The organism is Planococcus halocryophilus (assembly GCF_022489025.1).
Taxonomy (GTDB): domain Bacteria; phylum Bacillota; class Bacilli; order Bacillales_A; family Planococcaceae; genus Planococcus; species Planococcus halocryophilus_A.
In genome coordinates, this window is record NZ_JAKVTG010000001.1 from 293,578 (window position 1) to 315,710 (window position 22,133).

Annotated in this window: 22 protein-coding genes; 18 read left to right on the plus strand and 4 right to left on the minus strand. The window is 40.2% G+C overall.

Annotated elements, in window-relative coordinates; all coding sequences use genetic code 11:
- Positions 1 to 83 precede the first annotated feature (83 nt).
- The 3 genes from MLE13_RS01420 to MLE13_RS01430 all read left to right on the plus strand — a co-directional run bounded on the left by MLE13_RS01420 (position 84) and on the right by MLE13_RS01430 (position 2,496).
- Complete coding sequence (locus MLE13_RS01420) at positions 84 to 437, plus strand: PadR family transcriptional regulator (protein WP_240747694.1); 354 nt, start codon at positions 84 to 86, stop codon at positions 435 to 437.
- Complete coding sequence (locus MLE13_RS01425; RefSeq protein WP_240747695.1) at positions 412 to 1,092, plus strand: DUF1129 family protein; 681 nt, start codon at positions 412 to 414, stop codon at positions 1,090 to 1,092. Before MLE13_RS01420 ends, MLE13_RS01425 begins: the two co-directional genes overlap by 26 nt.
- 69 nt (positions 1,093 to 1,161) lie before the next feature.
- Positions 1,162 to 2,496 (plus strand): D-serine ammonia-lyase, encoded by a 1,335-nt coding sequence (locus MLE13_RS01430; protein ID WP_240747696.1) that lies wholly within the window; start codon positions 1,162 to 1,164, stop codon positions 2,494 to 2,496.
- A gap of 46 nt (positions 2,497 to 2,542) precedes the next feature.
- Here MLE13_RS01430 and MLE13_RS01435 read toward each other — a convergent pair whose 3' ends face one another.
- From MLE13_RS01435 to MLE13_RS01445, 3 genes are all read right to left on the minus strand, one after another.
- Positions 2,543 to 3,220: an amino acid ABC transporter permease gene (locus MLE13_RS01435; protein WP_240747697.1), complete on the minus strand. Its 678-nt coding sequence runs from the start codon at positions 3,218 to 3,220 to the stop codon at positions 2,543 to 2,545.
- A 15-nt stretch (positions 3,221 to 3,235) separates the two neighbouring features.
- Positions 3,236 to 4,084 carry a transporter substrate-binding domain-containing protein gene (locus tag MLE13_RS01440; RefSeq protein WP_240747698.1) on the minus strand — a complete coding sequence of 283 codons (849 nt, stop codon included), beginning with the start codon at positions 4,082 to 4,084 and terminating at the stop codon, positions 3,236 to 3,238.
- 318 nt (positions 4,085 to 4,402) lie between these two features.
- Positions 4,403 to 6,067: an Rqc2 family fibronectin-binding protein gene (locus MLE13_RS01445; RefSeq protein WP_240747699.1), complete on the minus strand. Its 1,665-nt coding sequence runs from the start codon at positions 6,065 to 6,067 to the stop codon at positions 4,403 to 4,405.
- A gap of 376 nt (positions 6,068 to 6,443) precedes the next feature.
- On the opposite strand from MLE13_RS01445, the gene gmk reads away from it, so the two are divergent.
- From gmk to MLE13_RS01505, 12 genes are all read left to right on the plus strand, one after another.
- The gene (gene gmk, locus MLE13_RS01450) at positions 6,444 to 7,064 is read left to right on the plus strand and encodes a guanylate kinase (protein ID WP_008430789.1); all 621 of its coding nucleotides are present in this window, start codon (positions 6,444 to 6,446) and stop codon (positions 7,062 to 7,064) included.
- Positions 7,064 to 7,288, plus strand: a complete 225-nt coding sequence (rpoZ, locus tag MLE13_RS01455) for a DNA-directed RNA polymerase subunit omega (protein WP_008430790.1) — start codon at positions 7,064 to 7,066, stop codon at positions 7,286 to 7,288. The genes gmk and rpoZ overlap by 1 nt, the downstream gene beginning before the upstream one ends.
- Before the next feature lie 74 nt (positions 7,289 to 7,362).
- The gene (gene coaBC / locus MLE13_RS01460) at positions 7,363 to 8,568 is read left to right on the plus strand and encodes a bifunctional phosphopantothenoylcysteine decarboxylase/phosphopantothenate--cysteine ligase CoaBC (RefSeq protein ID WP_240747700.1); all 1,206 of its coding nucleotides are present in this window, start codon (positions 7,363 to 7,365) and stop codon (positions 8,566 to 8,568) included.
- Positions 8,558 to 10,954, plus strand: a complete 2,397-nt coding sequence (gene priA, locus MLE13_RS01465) for a primosomal protein N' (protein WP_240747701.1) — start codon at positions 8,558 to 8,560, stop codon at positions 10,952 to 10,954. The genes coaBC and priA overlap by 11 nt, the downstream gene beginning before the upstream one ends.
- 19 nt (positions 10,955 to 10,973) lie before the next feature.
- The gene (gene def / locus MLE13_RS01470; protein ID WP_240747702.1) at positions 10,974 to 11,486 is read left to right on the plus strand and encodes a peptide deformylase; all 513 of its coding nucleotides are present in this window, start codon (positions 10,974 to 10,976) and stop codon (positions 11,484 to 11,486) included.
- Positions 11,483 to 12,415, plus strand: coding sequence for a methionyl-tRNA formyltransferase (gene fmt / locus MLE13_RS01475; RefSeq protein WP_240747703.1), 933 nt, complete (start codon positions 11,483 to 11,485; stop codon positions 12,413 to 12,415). Before def ends, fmt begins: the two co-directional genes overlap by 4 nt.
- Positions 12,412 to 13,764 (plus strand): 16S rRNA (cytosine(967)-C(5))-methyltransferase RsmB, encoded by a 1,353-nt coding sequence (rsmB, locus tag MLE13_RS01480; protein WP_240747704.1) that lies wholly within the window; start codon positions 12,412 to 12,414, stop codon positions 13,762 to 13,764. Before fmt ends, rsmB begins: the two co-directional genes overlap by 4 nt.
- A gap of 21 nt (positions 13,765 to 13,785) precedes the next feature.
- The gene (locus tag MLE13_RS01485; protein WP_240747705.1) at positions 13,786 to 14,535 is read left to right on the plus strand and encodes a Stp1/IreP family PP2C-type Ser/Thr phosphatase; all 750 of its coding nucleotides are present in this window, start codon (positions 13,786 to 13,788) and stop codon (positions 14,533 to 14,535) included.
- Positions 14,536 to 14,537: 2 nt separating this feature from the next.
- Positions 14,538 to 16,511 (plus strand): Stk1 family PASTA domain-containing Ser/Thr kinase, encoded by a 1,974-nt coding sequence (gene pknB / locus MLE13_RS01490; protein ID WP_240747706.1) that lies wholly within the window; start codon positions 14,538 to 14,540, stop codon positions 16,509 to 16,511.
- 20 nt (positions 16,512 to 16,531) lie between these two features.
- The gene (gene rsgA, locus MLE13_RS01495; RefSeq protein WP_240747707.1) at positions 16,532 to 17,428 is read left to right on the plus strand and encodes a ribosome small subunit-dependent GTPase A; all 897 of its coding nucleotides are present in this window, start codon (positions 16,532 to 16,534) and stop codon (positions 17,426 to 17,428) included.
- Positions 17,421 to 18,086: a ribulose-phosphate 3-epimerase gene (gene rpe, locus MLE13_RS01500; RefSeq protein ID WP_240747708.1), complete on the plus strand. Its 666-nt coding sequence runs from the start codon at positions 17,421 to 17,423 to the stop codon at positions 18,084 to 18,086. The genes rsgA and rpe overlap by 8 nt, the downstream gene beginning before the upstream one ends.
- Positions 18,083 to 18,724 carry a thiamine diphosphokinase gene (locus MLE13_RS01505; protein WP_240747709.1) on the plus strand — a complete coding sequence of 214 codons (642 nt, stop codon included), beginning with the start codon at positions 18,083 to 18,085 and terminating at the stop codon, positions 18,722 to 18,724. Before rpe ends, MLE13_RS01505 begins: the two co-directional genes overlap by 4 nt.
- 158 nt (positions 18,725 to 18,882) lie before the next feature.
- Here MLE13_RS01505 and rpmB read toward each other — a convergent pair whose 3' ends face one another.
- Positions 18,883 to 19,071: a 50S ribosomal protein L28 gene (gene rpmB / locus MLE13_RS01510; protein ID WP_006828787.1), complete on the minus strand. Its 189-nt coding sequence runs from the start codon at positions 19,069 to 19,071 to the stop codon at positions 18,883 to 18,885.
- A 220-nt stretch (positions 19,072 to 19,291) separates the two neighbouring features.
- Here rpmB and MLE13_RS01515 point away from each other — a divergent pair, with 220 nt between their 5' ends.
- From MLE13_RS01515 to sdaAB, 3 genes are all read left to right on the plus strand, one after another.
- On the plus strand, positions 19,292 to 19,654 hold the full coding sequence (locus MLE13_RS01515; RefSeq protein WP_008430809.1) for an Asp23/Gls24 family envelope stress response protein: 363 nt from the start codon (positions 19,292 to 19,294) through the stop codon (positions 19,652 to 19,654).
- Between the two features lie 18 nt (positions 19,655 to 19,672).
- Positions 19,673 to 21,325 (plus strand): DAK2 domain-containing protein, encoded by a 1,653-nt coding sequence (locus tag MLE13_RS01520; protein ID WP_240747710.1) that lies wholly within the window; start codon positions 19,673 to 19,675, stop codon positions 21,323 to 21,325.
- A 132-nt stretch (positions 21,326 to 21,457) separates the two neighbouring features.
- Positions 21,458 to 22,120, plus strand: a complete 663-nt coding sequence (gene sdaAB / locus MLE13_RS01525; protein WP_008497972.1) for an L-serine ammonia-lyase, iron-sulfur-dependent subunit beta — start codon at positions 21,458 to 21,460, stop codon at positions 22,118 to 22,120.
- Positions 22,121 to 22,133: the final 13 nt, after the last annotated feature.

The window sequence follows — 22,133 nt, forward strand, 5'->3', positions numbered from 1 at the left end:
AAAATTAACTAGTTGGTTATGCAAGGTAGTTATTTTTTTAGATAGCTATCTTGTAATACCGAATACCTTGAGGAGGAACCACAATGGCTCTTAGAAGTCAGTTATTGAAAGGAGTTTTGGATGCATGCGTAATGGCTGTTGTAGAAGAACAACCCGTCTATGGCTACGAGCTGTCGCAAAAACTTCAAAAAATAGGATTACCTGATATTAGCGACGGCACAATTTATCCCGTGTTGTTAAGGCTTCAAAAAAACGGATTTATACAGGGAGAAATGAGACCTTCTGCAACTGGTCCCAATCGTAAATATTATTTTTTAACCGATAAAGGAAAAGGTGAACTCGAACAAATCTCTTCTGAATGGTTGCAAATTGCCCAACCCGTTAGTCAATTACTAAAAAGGAGTGAAAAAGATGAGAAACGCAGCAGAACTAATTAAAGAAAATAACCAAAAAAGAGAGTTGTTAAACGTAGAAAACGAAAAAATTTACACAGATGTATTGCTGTATATTCGAACGGATTTGCGTGTTGATGAACATGCAGCAGAAGAATTATTAATGGATTTGCTTGATCATTTAATCGAAGCGCAAGAAAATGGCAAAGATGCTCAGGATCTTTTTGGTGATTCTCTAAAATCTTACGCTGATGAACTGATTGCCAATATGCCAACAGAAAACAAACGAAACATAATATTGCTTTTTTCTACAGGTATTCTTGGTTTAGTTGGCTGGTTTGCACTTTCCTATGGAATTTTAAATGGGGTGATTACGATTTTCACACCGGTTGACAATAAATTCGCTTTAGGAAGTGTCTCCTTGATTTTGTTAACCTTACTTGTAGTTGGTGTCTTTGGTATTTTGTTTATTTTCCGCATGATCCGCTCATCTGTTTTCAAACCAAAATATCAAGAATGGAAACTATATGTGCAATCGGCTTTGTATGCGATGGTCGCATTTGCTTTTGTACTAGGAGTTGGTTTTTTCTTTGATGGAATTGGCCCCGTTGTGCAAGTACAGTGGTGGGTACTCCTTATGATTGGGCTTACTTTATTAGGTCTTAGTAAAGGCTTGAGTCGACAAACTTTAAACCAGTAATAAGGTGTATCTTGTAATTTGCTTCTGTGTGCTGTAATTAATAGACAATTTGAATGGAAGGGGATTTGTATGAACGTAGAACAAAGGCAATTAAAAGAATGGATTTCAACCTATCCTTTGTTACAAACAATCATGAACTTAAAGCCAGTTGTTTGGCTAAACCCGAAACTTAAAAAAATGGCTGATATGAACAACTTGCCAGTTTCTTTAGCAGATATGGAAAAAGCAGAGCAGCTTTGGCAACGCTTTGCTCCATTTTTAGCAGCAGAATTTCCTGACACGGCAGAAGCAAATGGTATTGTCGAATCACCTTTGCGTGAAATCCCTAATATGAAAACTCAATTAAACGATCGATTTACAGATAATATTGAGGGATTGCTGTTTTTGAAATGCGATAATGAATTACCAATTGCGGGGTCTATTAAAGCGCGTGGTGGTGTTTACGAAGTATTGCATCATGCAGAAAAATTAGCAATAGATGCCGGTATCATTTCAACTGAGCAATCGTACGAGCAGTTTTCATCCGAAAAATTCAAGGGTTTTTTTAGCCAATATTCCATAGGGGTAGGATCTACAGGGAATCTTGGGCTAAGCATTGGCATTATTAGCGCGAAACTGGGGTTCCAAGTTTTTGTTTATATGTCTGCAGACGCAAAACAATGGAAAAAAGAGTTGCTGCGTGAAAAAGGGGCTACGGTCGTCGAATTTGAAGGCGATTTTAGTGAAGCCATTTTAGCTGGGCGAAATGAAACAGTGGCCAAGCCAAATGCCTATTTTGTCGATGATGAAAAATCACAGCAATTGTTTTTAGGATATAGTGTGGCTGCTTTTCGACTCAAGCAACAATTGAATGATGCGGGTGTACAAGTTGATGCCGAACATCCACTATTTGTTTATTTACCTTGTGGAGTAGGCGGTGCACCGGGGGGCATTGCGTTCGGCCTCAAGCAAGTTTTTGGCGATGCAGTTCATTGCTTTTTTGTGGAACCTACACATTCGCCAGCTGTCCTTATTGGGCTAATGACCGGTGAAAAAAACAAAGTATGTGTTCAAGACTTTGGCATCGATAATGTGACAGAAGGTGATGGGCTAGCAGTTGGACGACCATCTAGTTTTGCTTCAGGTATTAGCGAAAAAACGGTGAGTGGGATCTATACCATCGAAGATCAACAGTTGTTTTCGTTATTAACACTGTTAGCCTCAAGTGAAGGTATTTTTGTAGAACCTTCCGCTACGGCAGGACTTCTTGGACCTTTGAAAATTCAAGCAAGTGATTATGCACAAGTAAATAAAGTTCCTATGAACACAGCTACACATATTGTTTGGGCAACTGGAGGCGCGTTAGTTCCAAAAGAAGAAATGGACGGTTTTTATCAACGTGGCAATAAAAATTTAGGAGTGTAGCACTAATGGGATAATAAAAAGCATCCGGAGATTTTCCGGATGCTTTTTAAATATAATCAGCGTATTTTTTTTCAAGATAATTTTGCAAAATCGTCATGATCGAACAAATCGCCCAGTAAATAAGAGCTACTAAGATTAACATAGTTAACAAATCATATTCACGTGCACCAACAATTCGCGCCTTTTGGAAAATTTCTGGAACCGTAATCATAGCAGCTAACGAAGAAGCTTTGATTAAATCTAAATAGACGTTTGATAATGGTGGTAGCGCAATTCGAATGGATTGCGGCAAAATAATCCGACGCATGGATTGCCAATACGTTAACCCGAGTGCCCTAGATGACTCCCATTGTCCTTTATCTACCGATGCCAATGAAGAACGGAAAACTTCCGCAATATAAGCTGCGCTATTGATCGAGAAACCAATCAACGCTGCTTGGACTGCTGTAAATTCAATTCCGACAACAGGCATTGCGAAATAAAGTAAAAACAAAATAACAAGAATTGGCACACCTCTCATAAAAGAGATATAAAGGCGTGCGGGGAATTGTAAAATTTTTAGTGGGGACGTTCTAGCAAGCGATAGGAAAAAACCAATGATTACCCCTACAATCATACTGACTATTGAAATCAGCAAGGTATAGCCAATCCCTTCAAGTACATAAGGTAACGATTTAATCGCTAAGGCCGGGTCAAATAATAATCCCCATTCAATGTCGTTCATGGGCCAACCTCCTGCTTAGTTTTCTTCAATATCCGGTTTCACAGAAACATCTGCACCCCCAAAAAACTCTTCCGAGATTTCAGTAATTGTGCCATCTTCAAGCATTGCTTCTAAGGTTTTGTTAACATTTTCAGCAAGTTCTTTATTGTCTTTGTTCATTACAAGACCCACTTCTGACGGAGCATATTTAATGTCCGGGTGAATTGTAATATTCAATTCTGGGAATGCGGCAACACCAAACGTCGATAAATAATAATCATTTAAAATAACATCTGTCCGCCCAATCGAAACATCACGCAAATACACTTCGTTCGAAGCGTTATCATAAGTAACTTCTTCTGCACCATATTCACGTGCAATTTCCATATAGATGGAAGTACATGCACCTGCTGCTTTTTTACCCGGTAAATCTTCTAAACTCGAAATGCCCGATAAATCATCTTTTCGAACAACTGCTGTACCATAAGAATACTTAATCGGTGTTGAAAAAATAAACTCTTCAGCGCGATCTTCCGTAATTTCAATATCATTCGCGGCAAGATCAATTTGCCCTGTATTAACACTTGTCAGCATTTCATCAAAGCCAAGCTCTTTAAACTCAATATCAAGTTCTAAACGTTCGCCTAGTTCACGAACTACTTCTACTTCAAATCCTGTTAATTCATCAGATTCTTCATCACGGAAAGAAGTAGCCAAAAGCGTTCCAGAAGTAGCAACTGTTAACGATCCTTCTTCTTGTATTTCATCCCATGCCGTTTTTGTTTCTTCCTTATTACTTTCTTCACTACTGCATCCTGCTAATAACAACGCTGAAATCGCACCAGTAGTTACGAGTGTTTTGTTCTTGATAAAGCTGCTTTTCATTTATAAATCCTCCTTAAAATTAAATCCTTTAAGAACATAGCATTTACTCTAAACTAGGGCAATGCTTTGACCTTTATTTACCATAAAATCTGTTATTAACAATATTTTAATTATGTAAACTAAAACAGTTTATTACTATTTAATAGCGATATTCGCTTTTACACATTATTTAGCGCCGGCGCGTCCGCGGGCTAGGCGAAGCAATAAGACGGCGGTTTTGGGAGCCATGCCGAAAGCGTCCGGAGTGATTGTGTAAATAATACTCTTATTTCTTACGACAATAGAAAAGCCGAAAAGCAATAGCTTTTCGGCCCACCTCTATTTTTTTAACTTAATAACCAGTTCTTCATCGGGAGTCACAAACACGGTTTTTTGTTCGAAATAAATAACAAAGCCAGGCTTAGAACCATTTGGCTTTTTCACATGTCTAGTTTCTGTATAATCAACAGGAACAGAAGATGACTCCCGTGCCTTACTGAAATAAGCAGCAATCGTTGCCGCTTCTAAAATCGTCGCTTCATTGGGGTCATTATCGTGAATAATGACATGGGATCCAGGAATATCTTTCGTATGCAACCAAGTATCAGATTTGGCTGCAACTTTGAATGTCACATAATCATTTTGCTTATTGTTTTTACCAACTGAAATTGACGTTCCATTAGATGAAACATATGACTCTACAGTAGGCTTTGTTGGTTTTTTCTTTTTCTTTGATTTCTGTGCTTTCATAAAACCTTGTTCAGCTAATTCTTCTCGAATTTCTTCAATGTCAGAAATGCCTGCTTGTTGAACTTGAGACATTAAGGTTTCAAAGTAGTCAATGTCCTCGACAGTTTTATTGATTTGTTCTTGCGTTTTAACTACAGCAATTTTTGCTTTTTGGTAACGCGAATAATAACGCTGCGAATTGTCAATCGGCGTTTTACGTGGATCCAATGTAATGGTCACTTTTTCATCATTGTAATAATTGTCGACTTCGATTTCCTTCATGCCTTTTTTCATGCGGTGAAGGTTTGCCATGATCAATTCACCATGTAATTGGAGAACATCGCGTTTCTCAGCTTGATCTTGTTCTTTCTTCAATTTCTTCAACTTGAGTTTTAATTTGGAAATTTCGTTTTGTAGCCATCTTTCCAAATCACCCGCTTGTTGTTTAACGCGGTCTCGTTCAGCTTTGGCATAATACATTCTATCAAGCAATTCACCGAGCGTTGGAAATTGCAAACTGTTTTCGCCAATATGTGTTAGTGAGGAAGCGGAGAAAAAGCTTTTTCCTTCGTGCTCTATATAGTAGCCTGTAGGTTCCGCAATTGAAAAGTCAGCTAAAAATGCTTTTGTCGTTTCTTTTTTACTTTCAGCAGTTGCTAAACGATGTGCCAGTTCACGCGCATTTAATGGAGAAAAGCCGGAAAATTGGCTAACGATTTCGCTTGGCTCTGTTTGAGCTAACTCTTCAATCGATGCGTACGGATCTTTTTTCTCTTGTGCAGGTGGGAAAATATAAGGTTGTCCCGGTAAAATTGTTCGGTAAGAATTGACGCTTGGTGGCAAATGCTTCAAGCTGTCAAGAATCATAGTTCGTTCGGCATCGATTAAAATAACGTTCGAATGCCGTCCCATCATCTCCACGTGCAATTCACGTTCAATATCATCGCCAATTTCATTTTTTGCTTTGATCTTCAACATAATAAGGCGGTCCATTCCGTACTGGGAGATCTCTGTAATGACCCCGCCTTCAATATGCTTACGCAGTAACATACAAAACATCGGTGGCTCAGAAGGGTTGACGTTTGCCATAGCTGTCAAATGAATTCGTGAGTACGATGGATGAATGGAAATAAGTAGTTTATGGTTTTTTCCTTGAGCACGTATGTGTAAAAGCAGTTCAAGCTGGTTGGGCTGATGAACTTTTGAAATCCTACCGGTGACCAGCTGTTGCAATTCGCCCGTCATCGATTTTGTGAATAATCCATCAAATGCCATTAAATATCCCTCTTTCAAATCGTTTTGTTCCATCTTATCATTTTCTCGGTGTATTATGATATAATAAGACAGTTAGTTAGAAAACGAGGAATAATGGTTAGCGACAAATGACGATTTAAAATTTAGTAGAGAATGTCGTATATTCTCCTGGTAGTAGCTACGTTATAATTGGGTCAGCCGAATTATAGAAGTTATACTGAATTTTATATGGTGTGTAAGCTGATCAAGAAAATTCGCAGCGATAGGCTGTTGGGTAATACCAGTAATAGATGAGATCGCTTTTAAAAAAGCGAACAGTTCTATTTATTCTTTGGTATTTATAGCGGTTACGCTTTTGCGGTTAGAAGAAAAGATGATAAGGCAAATGAGGGATAAAATGAGAAACCAACGTGGACTGCTGATAGTCCTATCAGGGCCTTCGGGTGTTGGCAAAGGCACGGTACGAAAAGAGCTGTTCTCACAGCCAAATACAAATTATGAATACTCTATATCGATGACGACTCGTTCACCACGAGAAGGAGAAGTCGATGAAGTCGACTATTTCTTTAAAACACGCAGCGAGTTTGAAACGTTGATCGAGCAAGATCAATTGCTTGAATACGCCGAATTTGTAGGAAATTATTACGGTACGCCGCTTGAGTATGTCAACAAAATGCGCGATGCGGGTCGTGATGTGTTCCTAGAAATAGAAGTACAAGGTGCAGCGCAAGTGCGTTCGAAAGTTCCAGATGGCTTGTTCATTTTCTTAGCACCGCCAAGCTTATCGGAATTAGAAGAACGACTTGTCGGTCGAGGTACTGAGTCGGATGATGTCATTGCATCCCGATTGCGGGCCGCTCGCCAAGAGTTAGAAATGATGAACTTGTACGATTACGTTGTAGAAAACGATGAAGTAGAAAATGCTTGTGACCGAATCAATGCCATCATTATTGCAGAACATTGCAAGCGTGAACGTGTTGAAAAACGATATTTCGATATGCTAAAGGAGAATGTCTAATGTTATACCCATCCGTTGATAAACTAAAAAGCCGAATTGATTCAAAATACTCGTTGGTGGCACTTGCTTCAAAACGTGCTCGCCAATTACATGAACATGGTGATGAAAAATTAGATTCATACACTTCTGTTAAATCGGTCGGTAAAGCACTTGAAGAAGTAGCAGCTGGCGTATTAGTACCAGAAAAACAAGATGAATTTGCAATCTACGAAGACGAAATTTAACCATTAATCGCAACAGACGACTCCCAGAGCAAATTTGTTCTTTGGGAGTTTGTTGTTTAGAAAGGGTGTTTGAGTTGTTGGAGAATCGTAAAATTCTACTATGTGTCAGTGGGGGAATTGCTGTCTATAAAGCTGTTGCTCTCGTAAGCAAACTGGCACAAGCCGGTGCGTCCGTAAAGGTAATTATGACTGAATCAGCGCAGCAATTTGTGCAACCGCTGACGTTTCAAGTGATGTCTAGAAACGATGTCTATACGGATACATTTGATGAAAAGGATTCTTCTGTCATTGCGCATATTGACCTTGCGGATTGGGCAGACCTGATTATTGTCGCACCAGGAACAGCTAATGTTATTGGGAAGCTAGCAAATGGCATTGGTGATGATATGGTGACAACCACCTTGCTTGCTGCAACCGCACCGATTTGGATTGCACCAGCAATGAATGTTCATATGTACGACCACCCTGCAGTAAAACGTAACCTTCAACAACTTCATGAAGATGGCATCCGTTTTATCGAACCATCTGAAGGGTTTCTGGCCTGTGGATATGTCGGAAAAGGACGTTTAGAGGAACCGGAAAAAATTACAGAACTTGTTAAAGACTATTTTACGCGCGAACTTAAACTAAGTGGTAAAAAGGTAGTTGTCACAGCGGGACCAACACGTGAACGGATTGACCCTGTTCGATTTTTAACCAATTTCTCAAGCGGGAAAATGGGGTATGCGATGGCGGGTGCGGCGGCTGAAATGGGCGCTGAAACGATTTTAATTAGTGGACCTGTTTCATTACCGGTACCGAGCGGTGTCACTCGTATTCAAGTAGAAAGTGCAGAAGACATGCTAAAGGCGGTCGAAGCGCATTTTGATACGGCAAATTATGTTGTTAAAACAGCGGCAGTGGCTGATTATCGACCAAAAGCAATCGCGGATCAAAAAGTGAAGAAACAAGAAGGCGATTCAACCATTGAATTGGAGCGGACTGTCGATATTCTTAAACAATTGGGTCAACAGAAGAAAAATCAAGTATTGATTGGTTTTGCAGCTGAAACCAACGATGTGAGTAAGTACGCAAAAGAAAAATTAACGCGCAAAAATGCCGATTATATTATTGCCAATGATGTTAGCGAAGCACAAGCAGGGTTTGAATCAGATACCAACCGCGTGACGGTATTTGGTAAAAACGATTTTGAGCAAGCTTTTGATATGATGCCCAAACAACAATTGGCGCGTCAATTGTTCGAAATAATTACAGATAAGGAAGAGTCCTATGATAGCTGAAGTTATTGTGGACGTTGCTGCACATCCAATAGATCGGCCATTTGATTACGCCATTCCAAAAGAAGTGGAAGTTTTGGCAGAGCCGGGAATGCGTGTGAAAGTGCCGTTTGGCAATCGCAAAGTGCTTGGATTTATAACGAACATTAAACAAACTTCTGATTTTGATCCGAAACGCTTAAAACCGATTCATGAACTGATGGACGTAACGCCAGTTTTAAATAAAGAGTTGCTACAAATGGCACAGTGGATGAAAAAACAAACCGTTTGCTTTGAAATTGATGCCTTACAAGTGATGGTACCTGCTGCTTTACGTGCGAAATACGAAAAACGTTTCGTGCTAAATGCAGAATTAGAAGAAATCTCGCCGCCTTTGCGTCCTTATTTTGAGAATCGTTCTTTTATTCGGTTGCAAGATGCAGTCGACGTCTATGCGTTATTGAAAAAAGAGATGGATAAAGGGACGATTATTGCCGATACGGACATTCAGCAACAAACAGCTGTTAAAAAGGTCAGAATGATTCACATTGCTGACACAATAGAAGTACTTGAAGCGTTAGAAATCCGTGCAAACGCCAAACAGCAATTAAAGCTAATGGAGTATTTTTTAAAAAATACCGGACAATCGATTGAATCGTCTCAACTGCAAAAATTAGCAGGGGTTTCATTGCCAACGATTTATAGCTTAGTTGAGAAAGGCGCAGCTCAAATTTCGAATATGGAGTCTTACCGAGACCCTAAATTATTATCTAACATTGAGCATAAAGCATTTTTAAAGCTAACAGGGGCGCAACAAATTGCTTTCGATCGGATTGAAGCGGCATTAAATACTCCGAAAACGTTCTTATTGCACGGCATTACAGGTAGTGGAAAAACGGAGATTTACCTGCAAACAATCGATCAAGTGTTAAAACAAGGCAAAGAAGCCATCATGTTAGTACCCGAAATATCTTTAACCCCTCAAATGACAATTCGTTTTAAAGAACGCTTCGGGGATCAAGTCGCCGTTTTACACAGTGGCTTATCGGCAGGTGAAAAATATGACGAATGGCGTAAAATTCAACGAGCAGAAGTTAAAGTGGTCGTTGGAGCACGCTCCGCTATTTTTGCACCTTTCCAAAATTTAGGACTTATTATTCTCGATGAAGAACACGAATCGAGTTATAAGCAAGATGATTCTCCTCGTTACCATGCGCGTGATATGGCCATTTGGCGTAGTGAATATCATAAGTGTCCGGTTATTTTAGGGAGTGCGACACCTTCTCTAGAATCGTATGCCCGTGCGCAAAAAGGGGTTTATGAGTTATTAGTACTAGAAAAACGCGCGAAAAATCAGCCGTTGCCAGATGTTCATATTGTCGATATGCGAGAAGAACTGCGAAACGGCAACCGCTCTATGTTTTCAGTGCAATTAGCTGATGCGATTCGCGATCGGCTGGAGAAAAAACAACAAACGGTATTGTTTTTAAATAAACGCGGATATTCATCTTTTGTGCTATGCCGAGATTGCGGAACAGTGATGCAATGTCCAAATTGCGATATTTCTTTGACTTATCATCGTTCGAGCGAAATGATGAAATGTCATTATTGCGGTTATGACGAGCGAGTACCAACGTCATGTCCAGAGTGCGAAAGTGAACATATTCGTTTTTTCGGAACGGGCACTCAAAAAGTCGAAGAAGAACTAGCAAAAGTAGTACCAGAAGCTCGTGTTTTGCGGATGGATGTGGACACGACGCGTACCAAAGGAGCACATGAAAAAATCCTATCTGCTTTTGGTGAAGGCAAAGCAGATATTTTGCTTGGAACACAAATGATTGCTAAAGGATTGGATTTTCCAAATATCACCTTGGTAGGTGTGTTGTCAGCGGATACGACACTTCACTTACCGGATTTCCGAGCAGCAGAAAAGACGTATCAATTGCTAACACAAGTAAGTGGTCGAGCAGGACGCGATGTCTTACCTGGCACAGTGTTTGTTCAATCGTATACACCAGAACATTATGCGATTACGCTCGCCAAAGACCAATTATACGAACCTTTTTACGATCAAGAAATGGCGATGCGGAGAGCAAGTGGTTATCCACCTTATTATTTTGTCGTCAATATCCAATTTACACATGAAGATTTAATGACAGTGGCAGAATACGCAGATCAAACCGTGCGTTATTTAAAAGGTCAATTGTCATCAAATACCTTAATTATCGGGCCTTCAGCGTCGCTAATTTCTCGGGTCAATAATAGATATCGCTATCAATGTTTGATAAAATACAAAAAAGAATCAAAACTGATCGATACAATGCAACAATTGATCAAAATTCATCGTACAGAGTGGTTGAAAAAAGGGGCAACTCTGTCGATTGATATGAATCCTACATCGGTCATGTAAAAGAAAAGAGGACATAATTATGGCAATTCGAACAGTTGTAAAACATCCCAATAAAGTATTAGAAACAAATTGTGAACCGGTAACGATTTTTGATAAAAATTTATCGGTTCTTTTAGATGATATGCACGAAACAATGGTGGAATCAGACGGTGTCGGAATTGCTGCGCCTCAAGTAGGAGAAGCGGTTCGTGTAGCTATTGTTGACTTTCGAGAAGGTCAAGAGCCAATCGAAATGATTAATCCTGAATTGGTGTTATTTGAAGGTGCAGAAACGGATATTGAAGGGTGCTTAAGTTTCCCAGGGATTTTCGGGGAAGTAGAACGTTATGATCACATTAAGATTAAAGCACAAGAACGTGACGGTTCATGGTACGAGTTAGAGGCAGAAGGCTATGAAGCTCGTGCGATTCAACATGAAATGGACCATTTGGACGGTGTGTTATTTACGAGTAAAATCACGAAATACGTAACGCAGGAAGAATTAGATGAAATGATTCGCGAGCAGGAAGAAGAAGAGGAGGAGCAGGCTTGACCAAAATTATATTTATGGGCACACCTGCCTTTTCCGCACCAATTTTACGTATGTTAGTCGAAGAAGGCTATGAAGTGATTTCTGTCGTAACACAGCCAGACCGACCTGTAGGACGTAAAAAAGTCATGACGGCAACTCCTGTTAAAGAAGAAGCATTGCGTCTTGGTTTGCCTGTTTATCAACCAGAAAAATTAAAAAACAAAGATGAACTTCAACATGTACTTGATATGGGTGCGGATTTAATCGTAACTGCAGCATTTGGTCAAATTTTACCAAGTGAATTGTTAGAAGCACCGAATCTAGGGGCTATCAACGTTCATGCGTCACTTCTTCCAGCATATCGCGGAGGTGCACCGATCCATCAATCGATTATTGATGGACAAGATGAAACAGGTGTCACGATTATGTATATGGTAGACCGCTTAGATGCAGGCGATATTATCTCACAAGTAACGGTGCCGATCGAAGAACAGGACCACACCGGTAGTATGTTCGAAAAATTGAGCATTGCAGGTCGCGATTTGTTAAAATCCACATTGCCATCAATCATTGAAGGCACCAACAAACGCATTCCACAAGATGAGCAATTGGTGACGTATGCACGCAATATTTCGCGGGAGCAAGAACGGATTGATTGGTCACAATCAGTGACAGCGATTTACAACCAAGTTCGTGGATTGCATCCGTGGCCAGTTGCGTATACAAGTTTTAACGATGCCACTATGAAAATTTGGTGGACGGAAAAAACGTCCTCTAGTGCAAAAGGTCAAGCTGGAGAAGTTGTCGAGCTGACAGAGGATGCTATTTTAGTTCAAACTGGCGATGGGGTTTTAGCAATTACCGAATTGCAACCAGCTGGAAAAAAACGCATGGCAGCGAAAGATTATTTAAAAGGACCTAAAATCCAGGTGGGAGATTTATTCGAATGAAAAACAAAAAATTACAAGGCAATGTTCGCGATGCAGCATTTTCGATCCTGTGGGCTGTTGAAAACAAACAAGCTTACAGTAACCTATTACTTCACCAAACTATTGAAAGTTATGGGATTGCAGCTAAAAACAGAGGGTTGCTAACGGAAATTACGTATGGTACTTTGCAACATCAAATGACGTTGGATTATTATTTAGAACCTTATTTAAAAGGGAAAATCGAGTCATGGGTCAAAATCCTGTTAAGGCTATCTCTTTATCAAATTGTTTATTTAGATCGAATTCCAGCACACGCAGTCGTCCATGAAGCAGTTGAAATCGCCAAGCGTCGTGGACACGGAGGCGTAGCTTCTGTTGTTAATGGTGTGTTGCGTTCAGTACAACGTAACGGTGTGCGTTCGTTTAATACGATTAGTGATCCATACGAAAAAATTTCCATCGAGACGAGTCATCCAGAGTGGATGATCCGACGTTGGGCAGAGCAATTTGGTTTGGAGAAAACGCGGGAAATGGCGTTGGAAAACAATAAAACACCATTGCAAACGGTCCGTGTAAATACGGTTCGAGCGACTGTTGAAGAAGCTATTGAAATGCTGGAGTCTGAAGAATTAGAAGCTGTGCCAAGTAAAATAATTCCAGAATGTTTAGTTGTCACAAATGGTCAACCTGCTCGTACAACAACTTTCGAAAAAGGTTTTATAACAATTCAAGATGAAAGCTCAATGCTTCCAGCTTATGCATTGCAAGTCGAACCAGGAATGACGGTTCTTGATATGTGTGCGGCACCCGGTGGGAAAACCACTCATATTGCTGAGAAAATGAATAATAGTGGAACATTATACGCACTGGATTTACACCAACACAAAGTGAAACTAATAGATGAAAATGCTGAGCGACTTGGGCACACTGTGATCGAAACTACTGTTGGTGACGGCAAACAAAGTGTAGAGCGTTTTGGTGAAGAAAAATTCGACCGCATTTTAGTAGATGCCCCTTGTAGTGGTTTAGGCGTCATTAAACGCAAGCCAGATATTAAATACACGAAAAAAGAACAAGATTTTGCTCGTTTGCAGGAGATTCAAATTGAATTATTGGACCAGGCAGCTCACCTATTAAAAGAAGATGGCATACTCGTTTACAGCACTTGTACCGTAGATGCTGTTGAAAATAGAGGGACCGCAGAACGATTTTTAAAAGAGCATCCTGAAATGGAAAAAATCCAGGTAGCTTTGCCAGCCTCGATGGGCATCAAATACACAGGTTTTGTCCAAGTATTTCCGCAAGATTATGGAAGCGACGGCTTTTTCATCGCTGCTTTTAAAAAGTCCCAAAAGACTGCATCAGCTTAAAGAGAATCGGGGTGTCGTGATTTGTTTCAGTATGTGATAGAAAGTGATACAGGTAAAATTCGTGTAGTAAATGAAGATAGTGTAGCGGTACTTAAACGACCAGATGGTTTAATGTTAGCGATAGTAGCAGATGGAATGGGTGGTCATAAAGCTGGAGACGTTGCAAGTAAAATGACTGTAGAACGATTGAGTCAATATTTCCTGGAAGATGAAGACGCAGCATTTTTAACAATTGACAATAGGCGACAATGGCTTTCTGAACGTGTCAAAACCATAAACCGCCTAGTATTTGATCATGCATCAGCAAACCCAGAATGCAAAGGCATGGGAACTACGTTGATTGCAGCGTTGATCAAAGATGGCGAAGGGGTTTTATGTCATATTGGCGATAGCCGAGCTTATCTCATTGGTGAGTCGATCAAACAACTAACGCGTGACCATTCTTATGTAAATGTTCTCGTTGATAGTGGGGAAATCAGTCAAGAAGAAGCAGAAGAACATCCAAAGAAAAATTGGATTGTTCGTGCACTTGGAACTGAATCACGCATTGAAAGAGAAATGATTGATTTTTCATTTGCAGATGTGCCGTATTTGTTAATTTGTTCAGATGGATTAAGCAATAAAATTCCGAAAGAAGAACTTGCTTCTATTGTTCGCTCTGCGGCTCCTTTATCTCAAAAGGGTCAGGAGTTAGTAAGTTTGGCTAACGACCTTGGTGGAGAAGATAATATTTCGTTAATTCTTCTATCCTCTATGGATGAGGAGGTATAACAATGTTGATAGGAAAAAGCATCAACGGCCGCTATAAGATCAAGGATTTGATCGGTGGTGGTGGAATGTCTAATGTCTATTTGGCGCATGATATGATTTTGGATCGAGACATCGCGATTAAGATTTTGCGATATGATTTTTCAAATGAAGAAGAATTACGCAGGCGTTTCCAAAGAGAAGCATTATCCACTACTAGTTTGGCGCATCCAAATATCGTGAACATTTTTGATGTGGGTGAAGACGGTCCTATCCATTATTTAGTGATGGAGTATGTTCCGGGAAAAACGTTGAAAGATTACATAATCGAACATTCACCCGTCTCGCCTGAGCGAGCAGTTGAGATTATGAAGCAGTTAGCATCGGCTTTAGCACATGCCCATCATAACCAAATTGTCCACCGAGATATTAAACCTCAAAATATTTTGATGGATGACCACGGCAATGTGAAAATATCTGATTTCGGGATTGCCATGGCATTAAGTGCGACGTCCTATACACAAACAAATTCCGTATTAGGGACGGTTCATTATTTATCTCCTGAGCAGGCTCGAGGCGGGACAGCCAATAAAAAATCCGATATTTATTCGCTCGGTATCGTAATGTACGAATTAATCACAGGAAAGCTGCCATTTTCAGGTGAATCGGCTGTTTCGATTGCGTTAAAGCATCTACAGACCGAAACACCATCTTTACGAGATACAGTTCCTTCACTGCCGCAAAGTTTGGAGAATATCGTTTTAAAAGCTACTGCGAAAAACTTAGAACATCGTTATCAGTCGGCTGATGAAATGGAAGAAGATCTTAGTACGGCATTATTACCAGAACGACTAAATGAACCAAAGTTTATGGTGCCTGTCGATCAAGATGAAACGCGTGCTATGCCGGCTATTAAAGACTCGGCGGCCTATGCAAATGTTGAAGATTCCAAAACAAGGCCCTTGCCGTTACATGAAACAGAAAATGAACAAAAAGTTCCTATGAAAAAGAAGCGAAAGAAGTGGCCATGGATTATTGGCGTGTTATCGTTCTTATTAATAGCCGGACTAGTGCAAGCAATCGCATTTCCTGGACTTTTTGAACCACGGCAAGTAGCTGTACCAGATGTTTCTGGAATGGAGCATATAGAAGCGGTGGAAGAGCTACAAGCCAGTGGTTTTATTGTAGGTGAAGAAACAGAAGAGTTTTCTGAAGAAATCACAGACAATCACATTATCCGAACCATTCCAGAAGCAGGAAAAATGAGAGATCGCGAATCAGCGATTCAGCTCTTCGTCAGCAAAGGAAAAGAAAAAGTTGAAATGAATGATTTTGTCGGCACCATGCTTGAAGACGCAACAAGCGAGTTAGAAGCCAAAAACTTTGCGGCTGCTAAATCTACAGAAGAGTTCTCAGAAGAACCTGCCGGGACGATTTTAAATCAGCGACCAGCAGCTGGATCAGAAGTAATTATTAGTGAAACCGATGTTGAGTTTATTGTTAGCAAAGGAAAAGACTTGCGCAATGTCGAGGATTTAGCCGGATTTACTGAGGAAAATCTCAACGACTATGCCCGTTCTTCAGGCTTTAATATTCGAATTGTGTCTGAACAAGCATCAAGTGAGGTAGAAGCTGGGAAGGTAATGTCCCAAACACCTGCTGCAGGAGAGCAATTAGAAGCAGGGAGTACAATTGAAGTAACCTTGTCTTCAGGGGTAGCTGCTCAACCGATGAAAACTTATATTCATACAGTCAATATCCCTTATGAACCAGATGAGCCGGCTGAAGAAGGCGAAGATCCAGTTGAACAGACCATTCAAGTGTATATCCAAGACAATACCAATACCATGGTAGAGCCTGTAGAGGAATTTAAAATTACTGAAAACAAGTCTCACCAGATTGAATTGCAAATTGCAGAAGGTGATAGTGCTTCTTACCGAATTGTTCGAGATTCAACGATTATACTAGAAGAAACTTTTGAGTACGCAAGTGTGGAATAAGTGATGAAAGGAGTGAAACGATGCCGAAAGGTCAAATCAGAAAAGCATTAAGCGGATTTTATTATGTATTAGATGAAGACGGGGAGCGGTATACGCAATGTCGTGGTCGTGGTGTTTTTCGCAACCGCCAAATCACACCATTAGTTGGAGATTACGTCGACTATAAAGCGGATAATGAACTCGAAGGCACAATTTTGCACGTATACGAACGAAAAAACGAATTGGTGCGTCCGCCAATTGCGAACGTTGACCAAGCAATTTTGGTGTTTTCAGCGAAGCAACCGGATTTTCACCCTTTGCTTTTAGACCGCTTTTTAACAGCGATTGAATCGCATTCAATCCAACCTATCATTTGTTTGACGAAAATGGATTTGTTAAAAGAAGAAGAAAAAGAAAAAATTCAACACTATATCGCAGATTACGAAAAAATTGGCTATGAAGTAATTCCGACATTTATCGATGACCCTGCGTTAAAAGATCGGTTAATGCCAGTACTCGAAGGGAAAATAAGTGTGCTAGCTGGCCAATCGGGAGTTGGAAAATCAACGATGCTCAACACCATTTTGCCATCGTTAAAATTAAAGACGGACGACATTTCAAAAGCGTTAAATCGAGGCAAACATACGACTCGACACGTGGAGTTAATCGCCGTTAATAATGGCTTACTAGCTGATACGCCTGGCTTTAGTTCGTTTGACTTTGAAACGATGGAACGAGAAGAGTTGTCTGCTTGTTTCCCTGAATTTGCAGCACGATCAAACGCATGCAAATTCCGAGAATGTTTGCACATGAACGAACCGAAATGTGCCATTAAAGCAGCAGTAGAAGCAAAAGAAATTCCAGCATATCGTTATAAACATTACTTGAAGTTTTTAGAAGAAATTATGAGTCGAAAGCCGAGGTATTCAAATGATTAAAATTGCACCGTCTATTTTAGCAGCAGATTTCGCGAAACTTGGAGAAGAAGTGTTAGAAGTAGAAAAAGCAGGAGCAGATTGGATTCATGTAGATGTCATGGACGGCCATTTTGTTCCAAATATTTCATTTGGAGCTGTCGTGTTAAATGCAATTCGTCCTTTAACTAAATTACCAATGGATGTTCACTTAATGATTGAAAATCCAGATCTTTATATTGAGGAATTTGCAAAAGCGGGGGCTGACTATATTACGGTACACGTAGAAGCATGTCCTCACTTGCACCGCACAATTCAATTGATTCGTTCATTTGGAGTTAAACCAGGAGTTGTGTTGAATCCACATACGCCAATCGAGACGATTCAGCATATTCTTGAAGATATCGATCTCGTATTATTCATGACAGTCAACCCTGGATTTGGAGGACAGAAATTTATCCATTCGGTTGTTCCGAAAGTAAAACAACTGTCTGACATCATTAAAGAAAAAGAGTTATCAATCGAGATTGAAATTGATGGCGGCATTAACGAGGAAACCATCGTGGCGTGTGCAGAAGCCGGTGCAACAGTTTTTGTAGCAGGTTCAGCTATCTACAGTAAAAAAGACCGTGCAGAAGCTCTTCAAGCAATTAGGAAAGCAGGAGAAGAGGCGATTTCGTGAATGTCATTTTAATCGCAGGAGGTCCGGCAGTTGAACTGCCGGATTTCTCTTTATTTCCAAACGCTCTTTATATAGGGGTCGATTCTGGAACGCTCGCGTTGCTTGAAAAAGGCATTCAACCGGATGCTGCTGTTGGAGATTTCGATTCGGTAACAACTGAAGATTATGATAAAATTCGATCAGCTTTTCCTGATTTGGCACGCTCGCCTTCGGAAAAAGATCAATCGGATACAGAGTTAGGACTTGAAAGAGCGATGACATATCATCCGGAACAAGTGATACTTGCGGGTGTAACGGGTGGTCGTCTGGATCATTATATGAGCGTATTGCACATCATGTATCATTATCAACAAAAATTTCCTAAAACCCGTTTTCTCATAATAAACAACCAGAACCAAATCCGGTTTTTAAGCCCAGGCATTCATGAGCTTGAAAAAGATACACGTTACCGGTACGTGTCTTTTTATCCTTTTGCAGAAGAAGTTCAAGGTTTAACGTTATCAGGTTTTAAATACCCTGTAACAAATGAGAACCTTCCTTTTGGCACGACGCGCTTTGTTAGCAATGAGCTTGTAGGTCGTGGAAGTGTTGAGATAAATTGTGGCTATTGTTTAATGGTTGAAAGCTCAGATGCATAGAGATGGCTTAAACAGTATTTAAAATAAAAAGAGTACAGAAAAACAATTTGTTTTTCTGTGCTCTTTTTATAGAGGCGTTTATGTTACAGCCTCATCTTTGTAAGCTACGAAAAAATGCCAGTGCTGATTTAATCAGCACTGGCATTATCCATGAACGATTATACGCGTTCAACTTTTCCTGATTTCATGGCTCTTGCAGAAACCCATACACGTTTCGGTTTACCGTCTACAAGGATGCGAACTTTTTGAAGGTTTGCTCCCCATGTACGTTTTGTCGAATTCATAGCGTGCGAACGGGCATTTCCGGCGCGAGCTTTACGTCCACTAACTGCACATACTTTAGGCATGTAAGTCCCTCCTCACAAGTGAAGCTGAAAATTATAATAGAATTTCAGTTCGTTTTTCGTTTCACATACTTTAATAATTTACCACAGACATATCGGGTTTGCAACTATATTTGAGGGTCTTTAAAGAAAAAAACCTTTACACCTTAAAACGGTGGCTTTTCATCTATAAGTCTTTAAGGTAGAATGGTAAGAGTGAAATAGGACTCAAGGAGGAATTTCCATGTCGATTGAATTAAAGAACGAATATGGTCAAATCGATATTTCCAATGATGTAGTTGCTCAAATAGCAGGCGGCGCAGCGATTGAATGTTACGGTATTGTAGGCATGGCGACGAAACACCAAATACGTGATGGCCTGACTGATATACTCCGCAAAGAAAATTTTGCAAAAGGAGTTATTGTGCGTCAGGAAGATGAAAATTTGGTTATTGATATGTATGTCATTATCAGCTACGGAACGAAAATTTCTGAAGTAGCTTATCAAGTCCAGTCCAAAGTGAAATATACGATTACACAAACATTGGGTATGTCAGTAAAAGCAGTAAATATTTTTGTCCAGGGAGTTCGTGTAACGAACCCGTAGGAGGAGGAAGAAACGGATATGAAGTCATTAAATGGCGAGAAGTTCGCAGAAATGGTTCAGATGGGATCTCACCATCTTTTTCAAAATGCAGATTATGTAGATGCATTAAATGTTTTTCCGGTACCTGATGGCGATACAGGGACCAATATGAATTTGTCGATGACTTCTGGAGCGAAAGAAACAACTGCTCAAGCAGACGCTCATATTGGCAAAACAGCAAGTGCTTTATCTAAAGGACTATTAATGGGCGCGCGCGGAAACTCAGGCGTTATTTTGTCGCAGCTTTTTAGAGGTTTCGGTAAATACATCGCTTCAGAATCGGAATTGACTGCCCTTAAATTTGCAGAAGCTCTTCAACATGGTGTGGAAACAGCTTATAAAGCCGTTATGAAACCAGTTGAAGGTACAATTTTGACAGTTGCAAAAGATGCGGCTGCTAAAGGCATGGAAGTAGCTAAAACTGAAGAAGACATTATTGCTTTTTTTGAAGCTGTTGTACTTGAAGCACAAGCTTCTTTAGAACGGACGCCTGATCTATTGCCAGTATTAAAAGAAGTAGGCGTAGTCGATAGTGGCGGACAAGGTCTTGTTTATGTGTATGAAGGATTCCTCGCATCATTAAAAGGCGAAGAACTTCCAGAAAAGCATGCGCATCATTCAATGACGGATTTAGTGAGTGCTGAGCACCATAAAAATATCGCTGGTTTCATGGATACTGCTGATATCGAATTTGGCTATTGCACAGAATTCATGGTGAAGTTTGAAGACGGAAAAAAAGAGTTTAACGAAGCTATGTTCCGTTCAGACTTGAGTGGTTATGGAGATTCGCTACTAGTCATTGCTGATGATGAAGTTGCTAAAATCCACATCCATTCAGAAGAGCCCGGAAAAGTGCTTACATATGGACAAGATTACGGAAGCTTGATCAGCATGAAAATTGAAAATATGCGTCAACAGCATATCGATATTGTAGGAGAAGACTTCCAAAAAAACGCACCAAAACAACAATCCACACACCCTTATGCAGTCGTAACAGTTGCGATGGGCGAAGGTATTGCTGAACTGCTGCGCAGTATCGGAGCTTCGTATGTAATTGAAGGCGGACAAACAATGAATCCTTCAACGGAAGATATTGTGAACGCTGTTAAGTCGATTGGTGCAGAACGTGTGCTTATTTTACCTAATAATAAGAACATCATTATGGCTGCAGAGCAGGCAGCCGAACTTCTAGAAATTGAAGCGGCTGTTGTTCCGACAACAGATGTACCTCAAGGGATGTCAGCATTACTTGCTTTTAATCCAGAGGCATCATTAGAAGACAATCAAGCTGCAATGGCAAGTGCTTCGAAACATGTAAAATCAGGTTCTGTCACATTTGCAGTACGTGATACATCAATCGATGGTATTGAGATTAAAAAAGATGATTTCATGGGTATTTCTGAAGGGAAGATTATTGTTTCTGACAGCAAACTTGAATACGTAACGGAAGAACTAGCTAAAAAATTAGTGGATAGTGAAGCGGAAATCGTGACGATCCTTTACGGAGAAGACACGACAGAAGCCGATGCTCAAAAATTAGGCGAATTCATCGAGTCTTTAAATAGCGATGTTGAAGTTGAAATTCATAACGGCAAGCAACCTTTGTATCCATTTATACTAGCAGTAGAATAAATTTCTTTTCGTTATTAGAATATCGTCAAAAGCTAAGGCGCATACGAATGTATGCGCTTTTTTATTTTTGTGAAATATGTAAAAATCATGTACACTAACAGTATACGTAACTGAAAGAGAGGGGTTTGAGCCATGAAGTTCAAATCTGTTTTTGATATAATCGGCCCGGTCATGATTGGGCCATCTTCTTCGCATACTGCGGGAGCAGCCCGTATCGGAAGAGTAGCGAGGGATTTGTTTGGTAGACAGCCGGATTGGGCAAAAGTGCACCTATATGGTTCTTTTGCAGAAACCTATAAAGGTCATAGTACAGATGTTGCGATTATCGGTGGATTATTGGATTACGATACCTTTGATGAACGCATTAAAACTTCTTTTGAAGAAGCCAAAAATGCAGGAATGACGTTTGAGTTTATTCCGGAGACAGGTCATGTAGATCACCCAAATACCGCACGTATCGTCATTGGAGATAAAGATTCTGAAATGTCGATGATGGGCATTTCAATTGGTGGCGGTAAAATTGAAATAACAGAGCTTAACGGATTTCCTCTTCGGTTGTCGGGGAATCATCCGGCGATTCTGGTCGTCCATGAAGATCGTTCAGGGTGTATCGCAAATGTCGCTAACTGCCTGTATAAATACGATATCAACATCGGTCATATGGAAGTTTCTCGAAAAGAACGAGGACATATGGCATTGATGGTTATTGAAGTCGATCAGAATGTGGACAAAGAAGTGATGGAAGATTTACGAAAACTTCCGAATATCACGCAAGTGACAAGAATCGCCGATTAAATTGGAGGGTATA

What these genes read in the sequence shown, in the direction of transcription:
- MLE13_RS01420 (WP_240747694.1), top strand. Translation starts at nt 84, where the DNA reads ATGGCTCTTAGAAGTCAGTTATTGAAAGGAGTTTTGGATGCATGCGTA.
- MLE13_RS01425 (WP_240747695.1), top strand. Translation starts at nt 412, where the DNA reads ATGAGAAACGCAGCAGAACTAATTAAAGAAAATAACCAAAAAAGAGAG.
- MLE13_RS01430 (WP_240747696.1), top strand. Translation starts at nt 1,162, where the DNA reads ATGAACGTAGAACAAAGGCAATTAAAAGAATGGATTTCAACCTATCCT.
- MLE13_RS01435 (WP_240747697.1), bottom strand. Translation starts at nt 3,220, where the DNA reads ATGAACGACATTGAATGGGGATTATTATTTGACCCGGCCTTAGCGATT.
- MLE13_RS01440 (WP_240747698.1), bottom strand. Translation starts at nt 4,084, where the DNA reads ATGAAAAGCAGCTTTATCAAGAACAAAACACTCGTAACTACTGGTGCG.
- MLE13_RS01445 (WP_240747699.1), bottom strand. Translation starts at nt 6,067, where the DNA reads ATGGCATTTGATGGATTATTCACAAAATCGATGACGGGCGAATTGCAA.
- gmk (WP_008430789.1), top strand. Translation starts at nt 6,444, where the DNA reads ATGAGAAACCAACGTGGACTGCTGATAGTCCTATCAGGGCCTTCGGGT.
- rpoZ (WP_008430790.1), top strand. Translation starts at nt 7,064, where the DNA reads ATGTTATACCCATCCGTTGATAAACTAAAAAGCCGAATTGATTCAAAA.
- priA (WP_240747701.1), top strand. Translation starts at nt 8,558, where the DNA reads ATGATAGCTGAAGTTATTGTGGACGTTGCTGCACATCCAATAGATCGG.
- def (WP_240747702.1), top strand. Translation starts at nt 10,974, where the DNA reads ATGGCAATTCGAACAGTTGTAAAACATCCCAATAAAGTATTAGAAACA.
- rsmB (WP_240747704.1), top strand. Translation starts at nt 12,412, where the DNA reads ATGAAAAACAAAAAATTACAAGGCAATGTTCGCGATGCAGCATTTTCG.
- pknB (WP_240747706.1), top strand. Translation starts at nt 14,538, where the DNA reads ATGTTGATAGGAAAAAGCATCAACGGCCGCTATAAGATCAAGGATTTG.
- rsgA (WP_240747707.1), top strand. Translation starts at nt 16,532, where the DNA reads ATGCCGAAAGGTCAAATCAGAAAAGCATTAAGCGGATTTTATTATGTA.
- rpe (WP_240747708.1), top strand. Translation starts at nt 17,421, where the DNA reads ATGATTAAAATTGCACCGTCTATTTTAGCAGCAGATTTCGCGAAACTT.
- rpmB (WP_006828787.1), bottom strand. Translation starts at nt 19,071, where the DNA reads ATGCCTAAAGTATGTGCAGTTAGTGGACGTAAAGCTCGCGCCGGAAAT.
- MLE13_RS01515 (WP_008430809.1), top strand. Translation starts at nt 19,292, where the DNA reads ATGTCGATTGAATTAAAGAACGAATATGGTCAAATCGATATTTCCAAT.
- MLE13_RS01520 (WP_240747710.1), top strand. Translation starts at nt 19,673, where the DNA reads ATGAAGTCATTAAATGGCGAGAAGTTCGCAGAAATGGTTCAGATGGGA.
- sdaAB (WP_008497972.1), top strand. Translation starts at nt 21,458, where the DNA reads ATGAAGTTCAAATCTGTTTTTGATATAATCGGCCCGGTCATGATTGGG.